General features: G+C 48.7%; 11 protein-coding genes. 8 read left to right on the top strand and 3 right to left on the bottom strand.

All coding sequences use genetic code 11. From position 1 onward, the window contains the following. Positions 1 to 38 precede the first annotated feature (38 nt). The 3 genes from norR to BTJ40_RS10600 all read left to right on the top strand — a co-directional run bounded on the left by norR (position 39) and on the right by BTJ40_RS10600 (position 3172). Positions 39 to 1625: a nitric oxide reductase transcriptional regulator NorR gene (norR, locus tag BTJ40_RS10590; protein ID WP_238152192.1), complete on the top strand. Its 1587-nt coding sequence runs from the start codon at positions 39 to 41 to the stop codon at positions 1623 to 1625. A gap of 205 nt (positions 1626 to 1830) precedes the next feature. Continuing rightward, positions 1831 to 2103, top strand: coding sequence for a hypothetical protein (locus tag BTJ40_RS10595; protein ID WP_108733063.1), 273 nt, complete (start codon positions 1831 to 1833; stop codon positions 2101 to 2103). Between the two features lie 46 nt (positions 2104 to 2149). Continuing rightward, a complete protein-coding gene (locus BTJ40_RS10600) occupies positions 2150 to 3172 on the top strand; it encodes a hypothetical protein (protein ID WP_108733064.1) in 1023 nt (340 codons plus the stop codon). An 8-nt stretch (positions 3173 to 3180) separates the two neighbouring features. Here the strand turns inward: BTJ40_RS10600 and BTJ40_RS10605 are convergent, their stop codons facing one another. Further along, on the bottom strand, positions 3181 to 5367 hold the full coding sequence (locus BTJ40_RS10605) for a heavy metal translocating P-type ATPase (protein ID WP_108733065.1): 2187 nt from the start codon (positions 5365 to 5367) through the stop codon (positions 3181 to 3183). 77 nt (positions 5368 to 5444) lie between these two features. On the opposite strand from BTJ40_RS10605, the gene cadR reads away from it, so the two are divergent. The 3 genes from cadR (at position 5445) to BTJ40_RS10620 (ending at position 7246) form a co-directional block, all read left to right on the top strand. Then, positions 5445 to 5879, top strand: coding sequence for a Cd(II)/Pb(II)-responsive transcriptional regulator (cadR, locus tag BTJ40_RS10610; RefSeq protein ID WP_108733066.1), 435 nt, complete (start codon positions 5445 to 5447; stop codon positions 5877 to 5879). 21 nt (positions 5880 to 5900) lie between these two features. Further along, positions 5901 to 6737, top strand: coding sequence for a metallophosphoesterase (locus tag BTJ40_RS10615; protein ID WP_108735242.1), 837 nt, complete (start codon positions 5901 to 5903; stop codon positions 6735 to 6737). A gap of 104 nt (positions 6738 to 6841) precedes the next feature. After that, complete coding sequence (locus BTJ40_RS10620; protein WP_108733067.1) at positions 6842 to 7246, top strand: thioesterase family protein; 405 nt, start codon at positions 6842 to 6844, stop codon at positions 7244 to 7246. Between the two features lie 39 nt (positions 7247 to 7285). On the opposite strand, the gene BTJ40_RS10625 is transcribed toward BTJ40_RS10620, so the two are convergent. Both BTJ40_RS10625 and BTJ40_RS10630 read right to left on the bottom strand, forming a co-directional pair. Continuing rightward, positions 7286 to 7723 (bottom strand): cupin domain-containing protein, encoded by a 438-nt coding sequence (locus BTJ40_RS10625; RefSeq protein ID WP_108733068.1) that lies wholly within the window; start codon positions 7721 to 7723, stop codon positions 7286 to 7288. 11 nt (positions 7724 to 7734) lie between these two features. Then, complete coding sequence (locus tag BTJ40_RS10630; protein ID WP_108733069.1) at positions 7735 to 8910, bottom strand: thiolase family protein; 1176 nt, start codon at positions 8908 to 8910, stop codon at positions 7735 to 7737. A gap of 924 nt (positions 8911 to 9834) precedes the next feature. Here BTJ40_RS10630 and BTJ40_RS10635 point away from each other — a divergent pair. Both BTJ40_RS10635 and BTJ40_RS10640 read left to right on the top strand, forming a co-directional pair. Beyond that, positions 9835 to 16290 carry an RHS repeat-associated core domain-containing protein gene (locus BTJ40_RS10635; protein WP_157954004.1) on the top strand — a complete coding sequence of 2152 codons (6456 nt, stop codon included), beginning with the start codon at positions 9835 to 9837 and terminating at the stop codon, positions 16288 to 16290. Next, positions 16280 to 16552, top strand: a complete 273-nt coding sequence (locus BTJ40_RS10640) for a hypothetical protein (RefSeq protein ID WP_108733071.1) — start codon at positions 16280 to 16282, stop codon at positions 16550 to 16552. Before BTJ40_RS10635 ends, BTJ40_RS10640 begins: the two co-directional genes overlap by 11 nt. The last annotated feature ends 443 nt before the right edge of the window (positions 16553 to 16995 follow it).

Consider the following 16995-nt stretch of genomic DNA (forward strand, 5'->3'; position numbering starts at 1 on the left):
GATTTGAAAGTGTGTCATAATGACTTAAATAGATCTTTTTGACTGATGCAGCTATGGTAGATACCAACGCGACCCTGTTACTTGAAGTAGCTTTGGACTTGGCCAATAGCCTCAACAACAGCGATCGGTTTGAGCGCTTACTGTCCACCATTCGCAAGGCGATCAAGTGCGATGCGGTTGCCCTGCTCGGTCTCAATGGGGACACTCTCACTCCCCTTGCAGTACAGGGCCTTGCCCGGCGAACGCTGGGGCGGCGCTTTATGATCGATGAGCATCCACGGCTGGCGCAGATCTGCGCTTCGGAACACCCGATGCGATTCCCGTCAGACTGCAAGCTGCCTGACCCTTTTGACGGTTTGCTTTTAGACCGGGAAGGAGATCTCCCCGTGCACTCATGTATGGGGCTGCCCCTTTATTCGGACAATCACTTAATTGGCCTGGTGACAGTGGATAGTATGTCAGCAGATGCCTATGCCCGAATCAGCGATCGCACTCTCGAGTTGATCGCCGCTTTGTCTGCGGCCACCTTGCGCACAGCCCTTGAGCTCAAAGCCCTATCGCACTCCGCCGAGCACGCCGAACAACTGGTGAAAGACCTCACTCAACAAGCACTGGAGAGGGATGGCGGTGAATTAATCGGTGAGAGCGCGGAAATGCAGGCCCTGCGCAGTGAGATAGAACTGGTCTCAGGATCTGACTATAACGTGTTGATTCTCGGAGAAACTGGCGTGGGGAAGGAGCTGGTGGCCCGCACGGTTCACAGGTTATCGGCTCGCAAAGACAAGCCCCTGGTTTATTTAAACTGCGCCTCTTTAACTGAAACTCTGGCGGAAGCTGAGCTCTTCGGTCATTCAAAGGGAGCTTTCACTGGAGCTGACCGCGAAAGGCCCGGTAAGTTTTTGCTGGCGAATGGGGGGACCATCTTCCTCGATGAAGTTGGAGAGCTTCCACTTGTGGTACAGAGCAAGTTACTGCGGGTGTTGCAGAGTGGTGAGATTCAGCCAGTAGGCAAGGATACAGTGCAGCATGTAGATGTGCGTATTGTTGCGGCGACCAACCGGGATTTACAAAAAGGGATTGAAAACGGCACCTTCCGTGCGGATCTTTACCACCGTCTTTCCGTGTACCCCCTTGAAGTCCCACCCCTGTGCCGAAGAGGCAATGATGTTCTGCTGCTGGCCGATTACTTTTTAGAGCGATCTCGAAGGAAGCTGGGTTTCCGTCAGCTGCGGCTCAGCACAGAAGCCTCCAATAAGCTAAAGCGTTACGCTTGGCCGGGCAATGTTCGCGAGCTGGAGCATATTATCAGTCGCGCTGCTCTCAGGGCTCGCAAAGGTAGCTCTCCCGAAGCCATTGTTGCGATTACAGCGACACAAATTGAAATTCCGGACGACCAGGTTGTTCAACTTGCTGAACAAAAACCGGTGGAACCACTATCCGAACCGCTTGATCTTAGGAGAGAAACTGAGAACTACCAGCGCGAACTTATCGGGTGCGCCCTGATGGAGACAGGTGGCAACTGGAGCAAAGCAGCAAAATTACTATCGGTAGATCGGGGGAACCTGGTGCGCCTTGCCAAAAGGCTGGGTATTTATATTAAGAAAGATATTGTTTGCGGGAAGTAATTTACTTAAGGAGCCTCTGAATGATTCCGTAAATCGCTCTTAAAGCCCCCTTGGGTGAGCCTTGAAGGCCACACAGCAACTGCTTGCGGGCCTTACAAAGGACTTTTGTGGATATTCGCGGCAAGCTAAGCCTAACATCTTCAGCCTTGGAGGCCGGCAGAGATATTACGGAATTATTCAGGGTCTACCTAAATAAGGAATAGCGATGAAAATTTCAGATAAAGGGTTGCGGCTTTCTGCGATAGCAGGACTAATTTTCCTGGCAATCGGCTTGTTGGCATTTGTATATAACTGGAAAGTTGTCGGTGGGGGTTGGCCGTACTTTAGTACCTTTTTGTTTCCTGGAAATCTAGTATTGGCTTTATTCTCTGAAGAAATTGACTTTTGGCCAAAGTTTGCGCTTCAGATGAGTGGTCAGTTTTTGCTCCCCTTCTTGGCTATGATGGGCATTATCAGCTTCAAAGATTGGTTAAAGTGATAGTATTGTGATTTGACTCACTGTACCTCTATTTACAGGGCAGGCAATGAATACCACCCTAAAAAAGAAATTCCCACTTTTATTTTTTGTCTGCATTTCTGTTTTTTGGGGGTTTTACTATAGCTCTAGTAGCCCATTAAATGACTACAATCGAGCGAATTACGAGTGGTTGTTGTTAATTGATGGACTGATTGTCTTACCGATACTGTGCTTGATTTGTTCCGAAAACAAGCAAGAGGCATTGCTGAAAACACTGGTTTTAGGCAGCTTGGTGGTATTAGTGGGTAGCTATATTATTCCTGATGAAAATAAAGTCCTGTGGCCATACCTGGAAATGGGCCAATACCTATTGTTGGCAGGCCTGGTTTTAGTCGAAGTGATGGCCGTAGCTACTATGTGTTTGGCTATTGGGGCGGCACTCGTCAACCGGGAAGATCCTGATATCGCAATACAGTCTTCAGTTGAGAAGTATACAGGTGGGGAAATGTTGGCGAAAATACTGGAGTTTGAAGCTCGGATTTGGATGTTCGCGCTCTTTGGCCACCGTATTGACTTCTGCCAGTATCAGGGTGATAGACATTTTAGTTATCATCTGAAGGACGGTGCTAAAACAACTGCACTTGGTTTTATTTTTATTATTTTATTTGAACTGCCAATAGTGCATATCTTTTTACATTTTCTTTGGTCGCCTTTGGCGGCGAATATTGTCAGTTTTTTAACCCTTTTGGGGCTCTTATTTTTAGTTGCGGAATATAAAACCCTGGGGCGAAGGCCGATATCACTTGATAATGGCTATCTTGTGATTAGATTTGGCCTAATGAATCGAAGGAGTATAGCTTTGGATGATATACAATCTATAACTCAAAACTCGGTATACATCCCAAGATCGAAAACTGTAAAGCGTTATAACTTTTCCGGTAACCCAAATGTTGTTATCGAGCTTAAGAATCGGGCAGGGCAGGTGAGATATATTTATATCGGGGTCGATCAACCCACAGAATTAATTAGTGCTGTGAACGATGCCATGGTTGGATTGACAGCATCGTATCGCAGCACTCAATCAATTTAATAGAAAACCTATTTCCGCATCACCCGGAGACCATTAAAGACCACGATCAGGCTGGTGCCCATATCGGCAAACACTGCCATCCACATGGTTGCTTCCCCAGCGAAGGCCAATGCCAGAAAGACCGCTTTAATACCCAGTGCCAGGATAATATTTTGCCAAAGGATATGGGCTGTCGAACGAGACAACTGGATAAAAGTCGCGATCTTGCCCAGATTGTCATCCATCAGGGCGACATCGGCGGTTTCTATCGCGGTGTCGGTTCCCGTTGCTCCCATTGCAAACCCGATATCCGCGCGGGCGAGGGCCGGAGCATCGTTAATACCATCGCCAACCATCCCAACATGGCCCCTCCCAGCTAAAGCCTCCACCTCGCGCAGCTTATCCTCCGGTAACAGGTTGCCTTGAGCCCGGTCGATACCGACTTGTCCGGCAATAGCATCTGCGGTGTGCTGGTTGTCGCCAGAAAGCATCAATGTTTTTACGCCCTGCTTATGAAGGCTCTCAATGGCGTGCCGGCTCGATTCCTTCACGGTATCGGCAACGGCAAACATCGCCAGTACGGAGTTTTCGCGGATCAGCAGCACAACAGTTTTCCCTTCTGCTTCAAGGGCTCCCAACTGCTGCTCCAGTTCGGTTGAACAAATGCCCAGCTCTTCTAAAAGCCGGTGGTTTCCCAGGTAGCATTGATCCCCGTGAATTCTGCCCCGGACACCGCGCCCGACCAGGGCTTCGAAAGCATCCACGCCCTGCAGGCGATCGTGTGAAATCTGGGCAAAATCCAGTACCGCTTTAGATACCGGATGATCAGAGTGTTCGGCAAGGCTGGCGGCCAATATTTGAGCCTCCTCTGCAGCCATTGGCGCAATAACTTTGAAATCTGTAACGGTAGGCAGGCCGTGGGTGATGGTGCCGGTCTTATCCAGTGCCAGCCAGCGAAGGTGGCGCCCCTGCTCCAGGTAGGCCCCACCTTTAATCAGGATGCCGTGGCGGGTGGCTGAAGCCAAACCACTAACGATGGTGACGGGAGTCGCGATTACCAATGCGCAGGGACAGGCGATAACCAGTAAAACGAGAGCGCGATAGATCCATTCCATCCAGCTGCCGGCTAAAAACAAGGGTGGTATGACAGCGGTTGCCAGAGCAACAGCAAATACCAGGGGCGTATACCAACGGGCGAATTGATCGACAAAGCGCTGGGTAGGTGCGCGACTGCCTTGTGCGGCTTCCACCGCATGAATGATTCGGGCGAGCAGGTTATCGTTGGCGGCGGCTGTCGATTGGTATTCCAGTGCTCCAGATTCGTTAATACTGCCGGCGAAGAGCTCATCCCCGGGACCTTTGTCGATGGGAAGGCTCTCTCCGGTAATTGGGGCCTGGTTTACCGCTGAATTACCGCGCACCACTTGTCCATCAAGGGCGATACGCTCCCCCGGGCGCACCCGGATGATTGTACCCAGTGGAACAGATTTGGCTGACATGGAAATCCACTCGCCATCCGGCCCCTGTACCGTGGCGGTTTCTGGGGCGAGGTTCATCAACTCCCGAATCGCGTTGCGGGCGCGATCCAGTGATTTGGCCTCAATTAGTTCCGCCAAGGTGAAAAGTACCATCACCATTGCCGCCTCGGGCCAGTGACCGATAAGCAGGGCGCCGGTGACTGCGATGGACATCAGCGCGTTCATATTCAGATTGCGGTTACTGAGCGCAATCCAACCTTTCTTATAGGTCGTGAGTCCACCGCCAGCGATTGCGGCCAGTGCCAGTATCATCACCAGCCAGTTGTTGCCACCCTGAAGCCAATATACGACCTCAGATGCGATCGCTGCCAAACCGGCAGCACCCAACAACCACCAGTTCGCCTGGGCGGTCGGTGGCGCGGAATCGATGTCATCTTCCGTGGCCAGGCGTGCGTCCAAGTCAAGAGGAGTAAGAGTGTTGAGGATCTTGCCCTCCATACCCGGCGCGTGGCGCACCTGTAGGATTCGCTGTACCAGATTAAAGTCCAGCTGGTAAATGCCCTGCATGCCGGATAGCTTGGCGCGTATCAGCCCCTCTTCAGTGGGGCAGTCCATCTTACTGATAGCGAATAGGGACAGATCCCCTTTGTCGCTGTTGTTATTGATGTTTTCAATCGGTGCTGTGGCTGCGGCCTGGGTAGCTCCGCTGCAACCGCAACTGGAATCGCGCTTGACCATTATTCACTCTCGGATAGATCAGTCGGTGAGCCAGTATTACAATCCCTCTAGTAACTATAGAGTCAAGAGGGAATGGCATGGCCTACAAAATTGGCGAAGCTGCCAAGCGTGTTGGCTGCAAAGTAGAAACGGTGCGCTACTACGAGCAGGCGGGGTTACTGCCCGAGCCCGCGCGCTCAGAGGGTAATTTCCGGCTCTACTCAGAGTCACACCTGGAACAACTCCGCTTTATTCGCCACTGCCGCTCACTGGATATTCCTCTTGAGGATATTCGCAACCTGTTGAGATTGAAAGAGACCCCGTCGCAAAGCTGTACTGATATTGATAGTGTGATTGATGAGCAAATTCAGAGAGTGGAGTTGCAACTGGAATCGCTAAAACAGCTGAGACATAACTTAATGGCTTTACGCAACCAATGTGGGGGTGGTCAGGTGATAAATGCCTGTGACATTATGCGTGAGCTTGAGGATTGCAGCTGCCATGGTTATCCGGCAAGTAACAAAAAATGTTAGTCGTAAATTTTGGGTTTCGTTTTGAGTAAGTGGCGGATAACTTTTATCCTATTATTTTGTATTGGCTTGCTATTGGCTGCGTGGGCATTTTTCGTTGAACCGGCAAGCTTCCGAATTAATGAAGATAAAATTGTCGTTGATACCTGGCCATCGGAATGTAATGGTTTAAGGGTCGCGATACTTGCTGACCTGCATGTAGGTTCCCCCTACAAGGGGCTGAAGAGCTTACGAAACCTGGTTGAGGCCGTAAATAAAAGTCAACCCGACCTTATTCTCCTACCCGGTGATTTTGTTATTCAGGGGGTTATTGGGGGTAAATTCGTTCCGCCGGAAGATGCAGCGAGAATTCTTAAAGAACTCAAGGCTCCGATGGGGGTGTTTGCGGTATTGGGAAATCATGACTGGTGGCTGGATGCTGCACGGGTTGAGCAAGCCCTTGCAAGCCAAGGGATTGCAGTGCTTGAGGATAAGTCGGCGAGGCTGGTCAGTAATGAGTGCGAATTGCGGCTAGTGGGGATCAGTGATTTTTGGGAAGGTCCTCACGATGTTGATCAAGCGATGCAGGGTATAGGTATTGATGAAACTATATTGGCCTTCACACACAACCCGGATATTTTCCCCGAGTTGCCAAGTGAGCTATCAGTAACTATTGCAGGGCATACTCATGGGGGGCAGGTCTATCTGCCACTGATTGGGCGGCCCATAGTGCCTTCAAGTTACGGCCAGCGTTATGCTATTGGGCATATTATTGAAGATGATAAGCACCTGTATGTAAGCCCAGGCGTGGGCACCAGTATTTTACCAGTGCGCTTCCTGGTCCCACCGGAAGTGACCGTATTATCCATATTTGGTGGCTGAGGCTTGTTTCCTTGATGATGGGTTTGGTTAGGTAGTTTGGCAGGAATGGAGCGGGAACCCTCACATATAATTCCAACCCAGATTAGGAAAAACGGGTTGGTACGATGATAACCGTCAAACGAAAAGTACTGTTCGGGGATTGCGACCCAGAGGGAATTGTATATACCCCAAGGTTTTCATCTTTTGCACTTGAGGCAACCCATGATGCAATGGCTGTTTTACTTGAGGGGCCTGCTATTGCCAGAATGAAGCAACTGGGCTTCCTTACACCCGTAAGAGCATTTAACCTGGAGTTTCTCTCGCCGGTAACCTGGGATCAAGAATTAAGTATCCATGTTTCTGTTGCGGATATTGGTAATCACTCTTTTACGTTTCAAACGAAAGGCTTTTTGGAGAATGGGATACTAGCGTTCACCGCCAATATTACCTATGTCACCCTGTCATCCCCTGAAAAGTTAAAGACCCCATTACCTGGCTATCTTAGAGAGGCCCTGCTGCGCGTCAGTTAGCTGCCAATTCATTGGCAAGTTATTAGGGTAGGGTGCTTCCTAATTATCTTTTTGAAAGACCGTTGTCGGAATTCCCTTAGCACCAGCGTAAAAAATGATGAGTGTCGCCGGCTTGTCGCCTTCATTGCGCCCAAAATGCCACATATCGGTGACTTCAACGTAGGCTTTCCCCTCATCCAAAGTTAGGCTTTTATCCTGGTCAACGAGGGTAACTTTTAAAGTGCCTTCGGCAACATAGACGCTATTAGGTACGGGGTGTTTGTGCACTGGTAGCCGTACGCCGGGCTCGATTGTCACACGCACTACAGAGAGCTCTGGCTGCCCCTCTGGATATTGGGGCAGGGTATCTCCGGCCCAATCCTTGGTCGATGCTACCAGTGTGTCAAATTTTACCCCCTGCATATCTTCTTGTAGATAACCCGCCAAGGGGAGCAGTAGCAGTAATACTAGGGCAGCTATAGGCTTCCAGGTGTTCATGGGGCGACTCCTTATCGCTCTAAGTAAGCAGCCGTCGCCATACCGCCGGCAGTGCAGACACCAATGATTGCCCTCTGGGCATCGCGCCTGCCCAGCTCCAACAATGTTGAACCCAGGTAGCGAATTCCCGACATTCCGTAAGGGTGGCCAAGGGCAATGGCACCTCCATTTACATTGGTAATATCCCAAGGCGTATCGAGTTCTGCCTGGTTGTAGAGCGTGGTCACTGCAAAAGCTTCGTGAAGCTCCCAAAGATCAATCATGTCTTTTGTCAGCTGATAGCGTTTCATTAGCCGGCTGACGGCTGGGGCCACGGCAATACTCATCTCTTTTGGCGCTACTGCAGCGAGTTGCATACCGCGAAAAAGCCCAAGAATCGGCAGGTTTCTTTGCGCCGCCAGCTCTGCATCCATCATTACTACGGCGGCGGCGCCATCGGATAACTGGGAAGCATTGCCGGCGGTCACCGTTCCCCCGGTGTTTACAGACTCCAGGGCTGATAGCGCTTCTATGGTTGTGCCGGGACGGGGGCCCTCATCTTCTGCCAGGGTAACTTTAAGGTGATTGGTCTCGCCGCTCTCCTTATCTTTAACCGCCATTACAGTGTCAAATGGCGTGATTTCCTCCGCGAACTTGCCTACTTTATGGGCCTCTGCAACGCGCTTTTGCGATTCAACTACATAGCGGTCCTGATCTTCACGGCTGATATTGTATTGATCGGCGACGTAGTCCGCCGTTTGAATCATGGTCCACCAAACTGCCGGTACTTTCTTTTGTAGGGGTTCATAGACAAAGTGATTCAGGTTCAAATTGAACTGTACCAGGCTGATACTCTCGACGCCGCCAGCCACCCCTATTTGCATTTCACCAGCGGCAATACGATTGGCGACAATGGAAGCCGCGTTTAGTCCTGAGCCGCAGTAGCGATTAACAGTAAAGCCCGGCACCTGTGACCCAAACCCCGCAAAGAGCGCGGCATTGCGGGCGATATTGTGCCCGGTAGCCCCCTCGGGTAAGCCGCAGCCCAGTACAACATCCTCTACCTCCTGTGGCGTTAACCCCGCCTTGTAGACAACCTCTCTCAAGACATGGGCAGCCATAGAGATACCGTGAGTTTCGTTCAGAGCACCCCGCCTGGCTTTGGCGATGGCAGTTCGGCAATAGGCAACAACGGCGACATCTCTCATGGGGTTGACTCACTCGATCGGGGAGGGGATGTGTTTACATTAGATCAGATAGAGGGGCTTGCAGCGGGGAGGGCAGAAGGCGCTTTTGATATGGGGGAAATGGCGCTTAATTTTCCAGATGTGGAGGTAGAGTGTGTTTAGCTCCCACTCTATGGAGAATGGTCATAGATTGGAGGAGCATAAAATGCAACCACTAAGGTAAATGGTAATTTCTAATCGAATAGTTTTATTCGTAGTACAGATATAGTAGCGGGGGGATATTGAACCCAAGCTTATTTCGAGTCCTATCTGATAGTCAGGGATGACTGTGATAAATCTAGACAAGAAACCTGTGGGATGGGCTAAAAAACGAAAGATCAGTGAAAGGGGTTATTTTGTTAATGGTTCTCACGTCTTAGTCTTGCAGTTGTTTCAGTAGGGGTAGCTTAACCGTGTTGGTAGGGCAATTTACGAGCAGTTAAAGGGGGTTGATACCATGTGGCCAGAAAGGTGCCCGAAGAATTAGTAGGTTTTTTTATCCTTGCGAGAGGAAAATTGTATGCAGCTTCATTGCTGTCACCCCATAAAATGAAGGTATATTTATTTATAGTTGTGTAGGAGCATTTTTGTGTTGTCAGCTCAAGTTATCGCCCGGCATATGTGGTGCTATATATGGGTTTTAAGTGTTATTTTAATTCGAGGGTAATTGGATGCTGGTGATTTTGCTTGGTATGAATTGGTACTTTTGATTCATTTGATTTCAGTTGTTCGATAAAAGTTACAGCCTGTCTTTTCAAGTTCCCGGAAATAATCAGTAATGGCTCCTGGCTGGCGTAAAAATTGTCATGTTTGGCAAGAGTGGCTAGTTAGGAGGGATACTTTAATTTGATCTGGAAAATTATCCTGATAACCTGCGCGGCTCTTTATCGCTGCGGTTTTTTGGGAATGCGTTATCTTCAATTATTTTTACTTGTTTTATTCGTTTTGCAGGTTGGGAATGTCCTGGCGGACATTAATGTTCCTGCAACAAGTAATACAGGGTCGTATACGCTTACCTATTCCCACAGCGTTCCAGATATGTATCATATTTCTTCGCTTGAAGTAGTAGAAAAGAAAAATGGTACTGTTAGTCGTACCTTTGACGGGTTAAGTACAATTAATCCGTCGGGTAGTCTTTCAATTACAGTGAGTACTACAGCTCAGTATGAATACCAGCTGAAGGCTATGGTTTCACGTTGTACCTTTATCATAGATATTGATTCTGGATCTTGTGGGCGATGGGCGACCCCTTACGAAGAAGATGGAGGCTCAGATTCGATTAATGTGGCCTTTAAACCCAATACTCCACCCAATATAAATTACACCGCGGAAACTATTGAGGACGGTAGTACTACTGACACTAACGGTGAATTTGAAATTTATTGGGGAGCCTCAACTGAAGGGCCTGTAGTTTCTGGATATCAATGGTGCCAGAGAACCAACGGAAGTTGGCAGTCAACAAGCAGTTGTCAAAAAGTCGGCAAGACTACCCGCACACGAACCTTACCAACCTCCATTGCCACCGGCACTATGCCCAGTGGTACTTACGCTTATAGGGTACGAGCTTATGCAACCGCTGGTGGTTACTATCAGTATAGTGGTTGGCGTACATCATCTACATTAAATGTTAAACACTATCCCGATGCGGTGGGTGCTTGGTTGGAGCCAGGCGGAAGCACAATTCCTGGGAGCAGTTTTCAACTAAAGTGGCAGTCTGTTGATGATCCTGACCTTTCTGACCCCATTGCCAGCTATGACTTGGAGTGGGATGTTGATGGGAAAGGCTACACTGATGTCTTCGATAGCGGCTTGGGAAATACCACCACGGCAACTATTAACGAGGCCACAACGGGTGAAGAAATTACCTCTGTTATCTATAAGTTCCGCGTCCGTGCGTGCAATGAATCTAATGATTGCGGTCCTTGGTCACCTATAAAGCAGCTTAATCCGCCGACGCCTCCCGAGCCAGAATTTCACGAAGATTTAGAGACACAGTTTTTTAAACTGGATCAAAATATAATTTGGAAGGATGTGGGTGCCAGTAGCTATCAGCTGAAGCGCACTCGCAAAGGTGAGGATGAAAGTGGCTGTGCAGAAGAATCCGATGGTTATTGCTGGTTGACAGTAGTAGCAACTACCACCGGCACCAGTTATTTTGATGGTGGTAGTTCGCCGGGAACCTACCTTTATAAATTGGACGCCTGCAATGATTTAGGAAATTGTGCATCGGTATTAAGTCCATGGATTAAGGTACATAGTTTGGCGAATGCCAATGAAGCCCCGGCAGTGACTACAGAAAGCCCGGATACACCAGGGACATTGCCCTACAGCTCAGATGTGAGTGCGTCGGGGAATGCGGTTATCAATGTACCACTGCAACCTGCTCCAGGGGTGAATGGCCTGATACCGGCTATTTCTCTTTATTACAATAGCGCCAGATTCCAGAAGCGTATGAATGAAGCCCTACCTGAAGATATTTTGGGGTATGGCTGGAGCTTAAGCGGGTTGAGTTATATTCGTCGCTGCGTTATTAACCGCCCGGAAACCGACAGCGTTCAGCTAGATGACTCGGATTCACTGTGCCTGGATGGTGAGCCTTTGGTATTGGTATCAGGTGTTCACTGGGAAGCGGGAGCACAATATCGCACGCTTCGCGATAGCTTTAAGCTAATTGAATTACAGGAAAACAATGAGGGAAAACCCTGGTTTAGAGTAAAATCTCCCAATGGCTCAATCTATGACTATGGCTCTACTGCAGATAGCCGTTTAAGAGCAGAAGAGTCGCCCCACTTTGCCTGGAGCCTAAATAAAATAACGGATGCCTTTGGTAACGTGATGGAATACAAATACCATCGCGATACTGTCGAAGGAATTAATTACCCCCTGGAAATCACTTACGGTAACCAGGGAGATGCAAAAGTTGAATTCCAGTATGGCACCCGTACTGATGCGCCCCCCGTGCCTTTACAGGAAATTCAGCAGGAGCAGCTGGTATTGCTGCATCATATCCGTGTATACCTGGATGACGTAGTGCAGCGGGAATATAAATTGATTTCTGAAGAGGAGCCCACCGATCCTGATCAAGAGCACTATCGTCGCCTTAAGCAAGTGCAGCTTTGTGCCTACGGTGAAGATGGCAGTGGTCGCCAATGCCTGAATCCCCTTGAGTTTGATTGGGAGCTTACTAGTTCCGGCAATGATGGTGACTTTGAAACAGGTATTGAAACGATTACCAATGGCCTTGGAGCCCAAACCAGGTTCACTTTGGAGCGCATCTCCGATAACGATGGAGAGACAGAGGTAGGTCGCTTTAGCGAGGATATTTTTGGTACCGCTGACGCTATTCCTGATACCCGCCTGGAGGAATCCCAGAATGGTGATTACCGCACTGTAGTAACCAAAGTGGAACGTTCCAATGGCTATAGCCAGGGTTGGCACTCTACGGAATACGCCTATCAAGGGGTTGGGTTAACAAGTACTAAAAATTGGGGCTTCCTCGGTTATACGGCACAGCGTATCTACGACACTGAAGCGGAAATCGTTACCTATCGACAGTACCGAAAAGACTTCCCCTATTTGGGGAAAATGGCCCGGCAGGTCCAATACCATATCAACTACTTTGGCGAATTGTTGACCAGTCAACGGTTCAGCCATGATGCACTGGAATTGGCTGCTGGCAGCAGTACCACTTATGTCCCTTATGTTGCTCAGAGCCTGAGCACAATTGTAGAGGGGGGCGAGAATATCGGATATACCTTGACCGATAGTGTTCCGCAGACAACCTCTTATGGAGATCTCGGAGACTTGGTAAGTGGCAACCTGAGTACTACCCGTATTGTGGGTGGTGTCCAGTTCAGTGATGCACAGAGTGTTTGGGGTGAGGTTTTACCGGTAACGAGCTATAGCGACACCCAGCGGAGTGTGGAAAGTGCAACCCTGTTAGAGAATCGTGTCAGCGGTCAATGGCTAATAGGGTTTGCCAGCGCTCAGGAACAGCGTCACTTCAGTGGTGATGTCGCCGGAAAGGCGGATCAGGAAGTCAGCAGCACCATGACGCCTTACGCCAATACCAACCGAGTTGAGACCATTACACGCTACCCCGGTGATGCTCAATACCAGATGGTGGTTTCCTATAGTTACGATGCCTACGGCAATGTGACAAATGAAACTGCCACAGGAAAAATCGATTCCACAATTAATGGCAGTGGAACCCAGACCCGCAGTACTACGGTAGAGGGTGCCTTTGATGATGCTCGCTATCCAACCAGTCTCAGTAACAGCCTTAGCCACAACATAACCTTGGGATATGACAATCGCTTCGGCAGCGTTACCCGAGTTACGGATGCGAATAATCAATCTACGAGTATTCAGTACGATCCTTTCGGTAGGGAAGTGGAGCGTACTAATGCCGATAATGTAATGTTTAGCACCAGTTACAATTTCTGCCATAGTCTCTGCCCCACGGTCGGGGGGATTGAAGTGCCTTATTGGGTGCAAACTGACTCGCCAATTACCCCAGTGTCAGAGTACTACTACGATCAACTGGGCCGATTGGTACAGCAAGATATTCAGGCTTTCTCAGGCTATAACGTGTCTCGTCGCGAGCTCAAGTATGATACCCAGGGCCGCCTTGTTTCGGAGACTGCACCTTTCTTCGCACAGGATTTAGTGGCTGTCGATGGTGAAAAACCGCTAGTCGGTTATGAGTATGATCTGCGTAATCGCTTGGATCGAGTTGAAAGGGCGGATGGCAGCACCGTAGAAATTGACTACGCAGTGAATTTTGGCAGTACCAAGCAGGTAAAAGTCAGTGTGACGGAGTCTGTGCTGGGCAGCACTGCTACCACGAGCCAGGTTCGGGAGAATTACTATAACCTAAATGGCGAACTGGCCCGTACCATCGACGATGCCACTGGCGAAGCAGTAGTCACTGACTATACCTACTACGCCACGGGCCTCCCAAAAACCGTTAAGGTCACCGGTGACAGTCGCAATATTGAATCCAGCTTTGTATTTGACTACGCCGGCTTCCGCACCAGCCTCCAGGACCCGAATTTAGGCACCGTCAGCAGCAGTTACAATGCCTTTGGTGAGCTGGATAGGCAGACCGATAATAAAGGTCAGAGTATTACTTTCCTGTACGACCAGCTGGGCCGCTTGCTGGAGCAGCAGGATAACGATGGGCTTGCGAAGTGGTATTATGACGCCGCCAATGCCAAGGGTGGCCTGCAAAGTCGTGCCTACACTGAAAACGGGTCACAGGTTTTTTACGAGGAGTATAGCTACCAGTCTGATAGCAAGTTAGATGGTATAAGCACCCAGTTATTGGCCGGTGGTGTCAGCCGTAATTATCAGCACCAGTATGGTTATGATAACTATGGCCGTACAAACAAAGTAACTTACCCCAATAGCGTTGAGGCCCATTATCACTATAGTGATCGGGGTTATATGCAAAGTCTCAGCAGCGACGCTGCCGGCAATAACTCCCTGCAGACGTTTGACAACATGAACGCCTGGGGGCAAGTAGAGCAGGAGACCTATGGTAACGGTCTTGTAACCACTCGCACCTATAACCCTGATACCGGGCGCCTGGAAACCATTAAAACCGGTGGGGGAGCAATTCAAAACAATGAATACCAATGGCGCTCTAACGGAACCCTGGAAAGTCGCCTTAGTTACAGCAGTGTTGATGTGCTGCAAAAACAGGAAGACTTTACTTATGACGGCCTCAACCGCCTAACCAGCGCCTCCCTGGTTGTAGGCGGAGACAGGGTACTGAGTACTCAGTACGACAAGCTGGGTAATATCCTCTCCAAAAGCTCAAGTGTCGCCACGGATGCCCAGGTAGCGGACTACCAGTATGGGGAGTTTGGAAATGCCGGTCCCAACGCCGTGAGTAATGTAAAGATCAATGGTATTTCACAAAGCCTCTACTACGATGCGAACGGTGCGATTGAGCACTATGATGCTGCCACCGGTGACGACAAATGGATCAGCTGGAACGCGCGGCAACTACCCACTGAAATTGTGCTGGGCGGCAGCCAAAGTGACGCAACTCCCACCGCCAGGGATCGCTTCCAGTATGGCCCAAATGGCCAGCGCTTCTACCGGGAAAGCAGCTGGATGGAAGATGGCCAGCTCAAAACAGAGAAGGCCTTTATCGTGGGCAGCTACGAGGAGCAGATTCCCGCAGATGCCAGTATTCTCACGATTGAAAAAACCCAATTGGCCGGCAATGTACAGCATATCGCCATTACCGACCTTATTGGAACCAGTGGCGAGTACCAGTATCTGCACCGGGATCACCTGGGTTCCATTGAGAAAATAACAGATGAAGCGGGATTGGAGATTCTGGATCTTTCATTTAACCCGGATGGTAGCCGTCGCCAGACAGACTGGGGTGCGGATCTGGATCAACAGGGTTTGCAGGAGTTACTCGCAGTACAAGGGCTAACTACCAAGCGCGGTTACACGGGCCATGAGCATCTGGACAGGACTGGCCTGATCCATATGAATGGCCGCATCTACGACCCCACCCTGGGCCGCTTCCTCAGCCCAGACCCGATAGTCCAGGCACCGACTTATAGTCAAAACTGGAATCGGTATAGCTATGTGTTTAATAATCCGTTGAGCTTTACTGATCCTAGTGGTTTTTCTGCGAAGGACAAGAAAGAGGATACGACCAAGCCAAAAAATGAGGGGCAGACTTCTGATGGTGGAAACGGTTCCTCTGATGGAGATAACGGTTCTTCTGATGGTTGGGATATTGTTGTAACTGGCAACTCATATGGGCCGGGTATCTACACAGGCAGTGTCACGTTCGGTGGAAATACTTATTATATGGCAGCCCATAATCTGATATCGACATGGAGTGCTGATCGGGAAAAAAGATACAAAGAACAGCTGGAATCTGAGATGATAGCATCGACTATTGCAGACTTCCGAGCGCCTGAGTTTTCATTGGATGGTGTTCAGGTGCAGATAGATCTGTCTGCACAAAAGAGCTTGAATCCGTTTAAAATTATAGGAAATGAATTTCCTCAGTGGTGGAGCAGCGAAGAGACTAAAGATTTAAGAGTAGGAATGCAGGCGAGTGCTGACATTGCAAGTATTCCTTTTAAGGGACTGGCAGTTGCTTTAGATGTAAAAACAGCAATTTCTATCATAGATAGCTTGAGTCAGGGTGATTATGGACAAGTTGGTGTTGATACCGCCTCATTGTTGGCGGGGAAAGGTACGGTAACATTATTAACTGATCTGACCAAAAGCCCTAAGATGCTACAAAGTGCCGTCGGTGTTGGAGTAGATAAAAGCACTAATTATATTTTGCAGCAGGATTGTTTGAGTTGTAATGAAAAATAAAGTTTACTTTTGGATGGCTTCTATAGTGGTTTTTCTGCTTGGGAGGATATTATTCTCAGATCTCTGGAGCCTAGGTACTTTCGTTGGTGGAATAGTATATGGTCTAGTGATGGCTGGATTTATAATTCCGTACATATTTGGGGCAAACATACAGATACCCTCTTATACCCACATATTAGTTAAGGGTAAGGATGATTTGTATAGATTTATATATTTCCTGCTGAGCATATTTATTTGTATATTTACCTTGCTTGCTCCTTAAGAAGATTTTTTGTTTTTACCGTGTAGTCATTTCTAGGCATCCATTAAAACCCCCGCTAGTAACCCCAGCGGGGGTTTTTAATTTGACTGATCTGCCGCTTGGTATCCCAGCACCGGGATTGATACTTGATGATTATCGATGTTAGTAGTTAGGATGTATTAATAATAACTGTAATTTATCTTTTGGCTGGATATATGAGATTTTTTATTTCAATTTCTCCAACTGCTCAGGGAAGTAGGTATTGAACATGTATGATATTTTGGCCTGGGTTGGGTCATTGAAGTTTACACACTTTCTATATTATTGGGCCTTACTATTAGTAATTGATTTCTTGGCTTGTTTTATGTTAGGGAGGGTGCGGTTTTCTTCGAATAGGTGTTTATATAATCTTTGGCTACCTTTTGGTGTCTTTATTCCTATATTCTGGATTCTTAGATTGAGTG

Origin of the sequence: Microbulbifer sp. A4B17 (assembly GCF_003076275.1) — a bacterium.
Classification (GTDB): domain Bacteria; phylum Pseudomonadota; class Gammaproteobacteria; order Pseudomonadales; family Cellvibrionaceae; genus Microbulbifer.

Excerpts from the sequence above, each read along its gene's own strand:
- BTJ40_RS10595 (WP_108733063.1), top strand. The coding sequence starts at position 1,831 with ATGAAAATTTCAGATAAAGGGTTGCGGCTTTCTGCGATAGCAGGACTA.
- BTJ40_RS10600 (WP_108733064.1), top strand. The coding sequence starts at position 2,150 with ATGAATACCACCCTAAAAAAGAAATTCCCACTTTTATTTTTTGTCTGC.
- BTJ40_RS10605 (WP_108733065.1), bottom strand. The coding sequence starts at position 5,367 with ATGGTCAAGCGCGATTCCAGTTGCGGTTGCAGCGGAGCTACCCAGGCC.
- cadR (WP_108733066.1), top strand. The coding sequence starts at position 5,445 with ATGGCCTACAAAATTGGCGAAGCTGCCAAGCGTGTTGGCTGCAAAGTA.
- BTJ40_RS10620 (WP_108733067.1), top strand. The coding sequence starts at position 6,842 with ATGATAACCGTCAAACGAAAAGTACTGTTCGGGGATTGCGACCCAGAG.
- BTJ40_RS10625 (WP_108733068.1), bottom strand. The coding sequence starts at position 7,723 with ATGAACACCTGGAAGCCTATAGCTGCCCTAGTATTACTGCTACTGCTC.
- BTJ40_RS10630 (WP_108733069.1), bottom strand. The coding sequence starts at position 8,910 with ATGAGAGATGTCGCCGTTGTTGCCTATTGCCGAACTGCCATCGCCAAA.
- BTJ40_RS10635 (WP_157954004.1), top strand. The coding sequence starts at position 9,835 with ATGCGTTATCTTCAATTATTTTTACTTGTTTTATTCGTTTTGCAGGTT.
- BTJ40_RS10640 (WP_108733071.1), top strand. The coding sequence starts at position 16,280 with ATGAAAAATAAAGTTTACTTTTGGATGGCTTCTATAGTGGTTTTTCTG.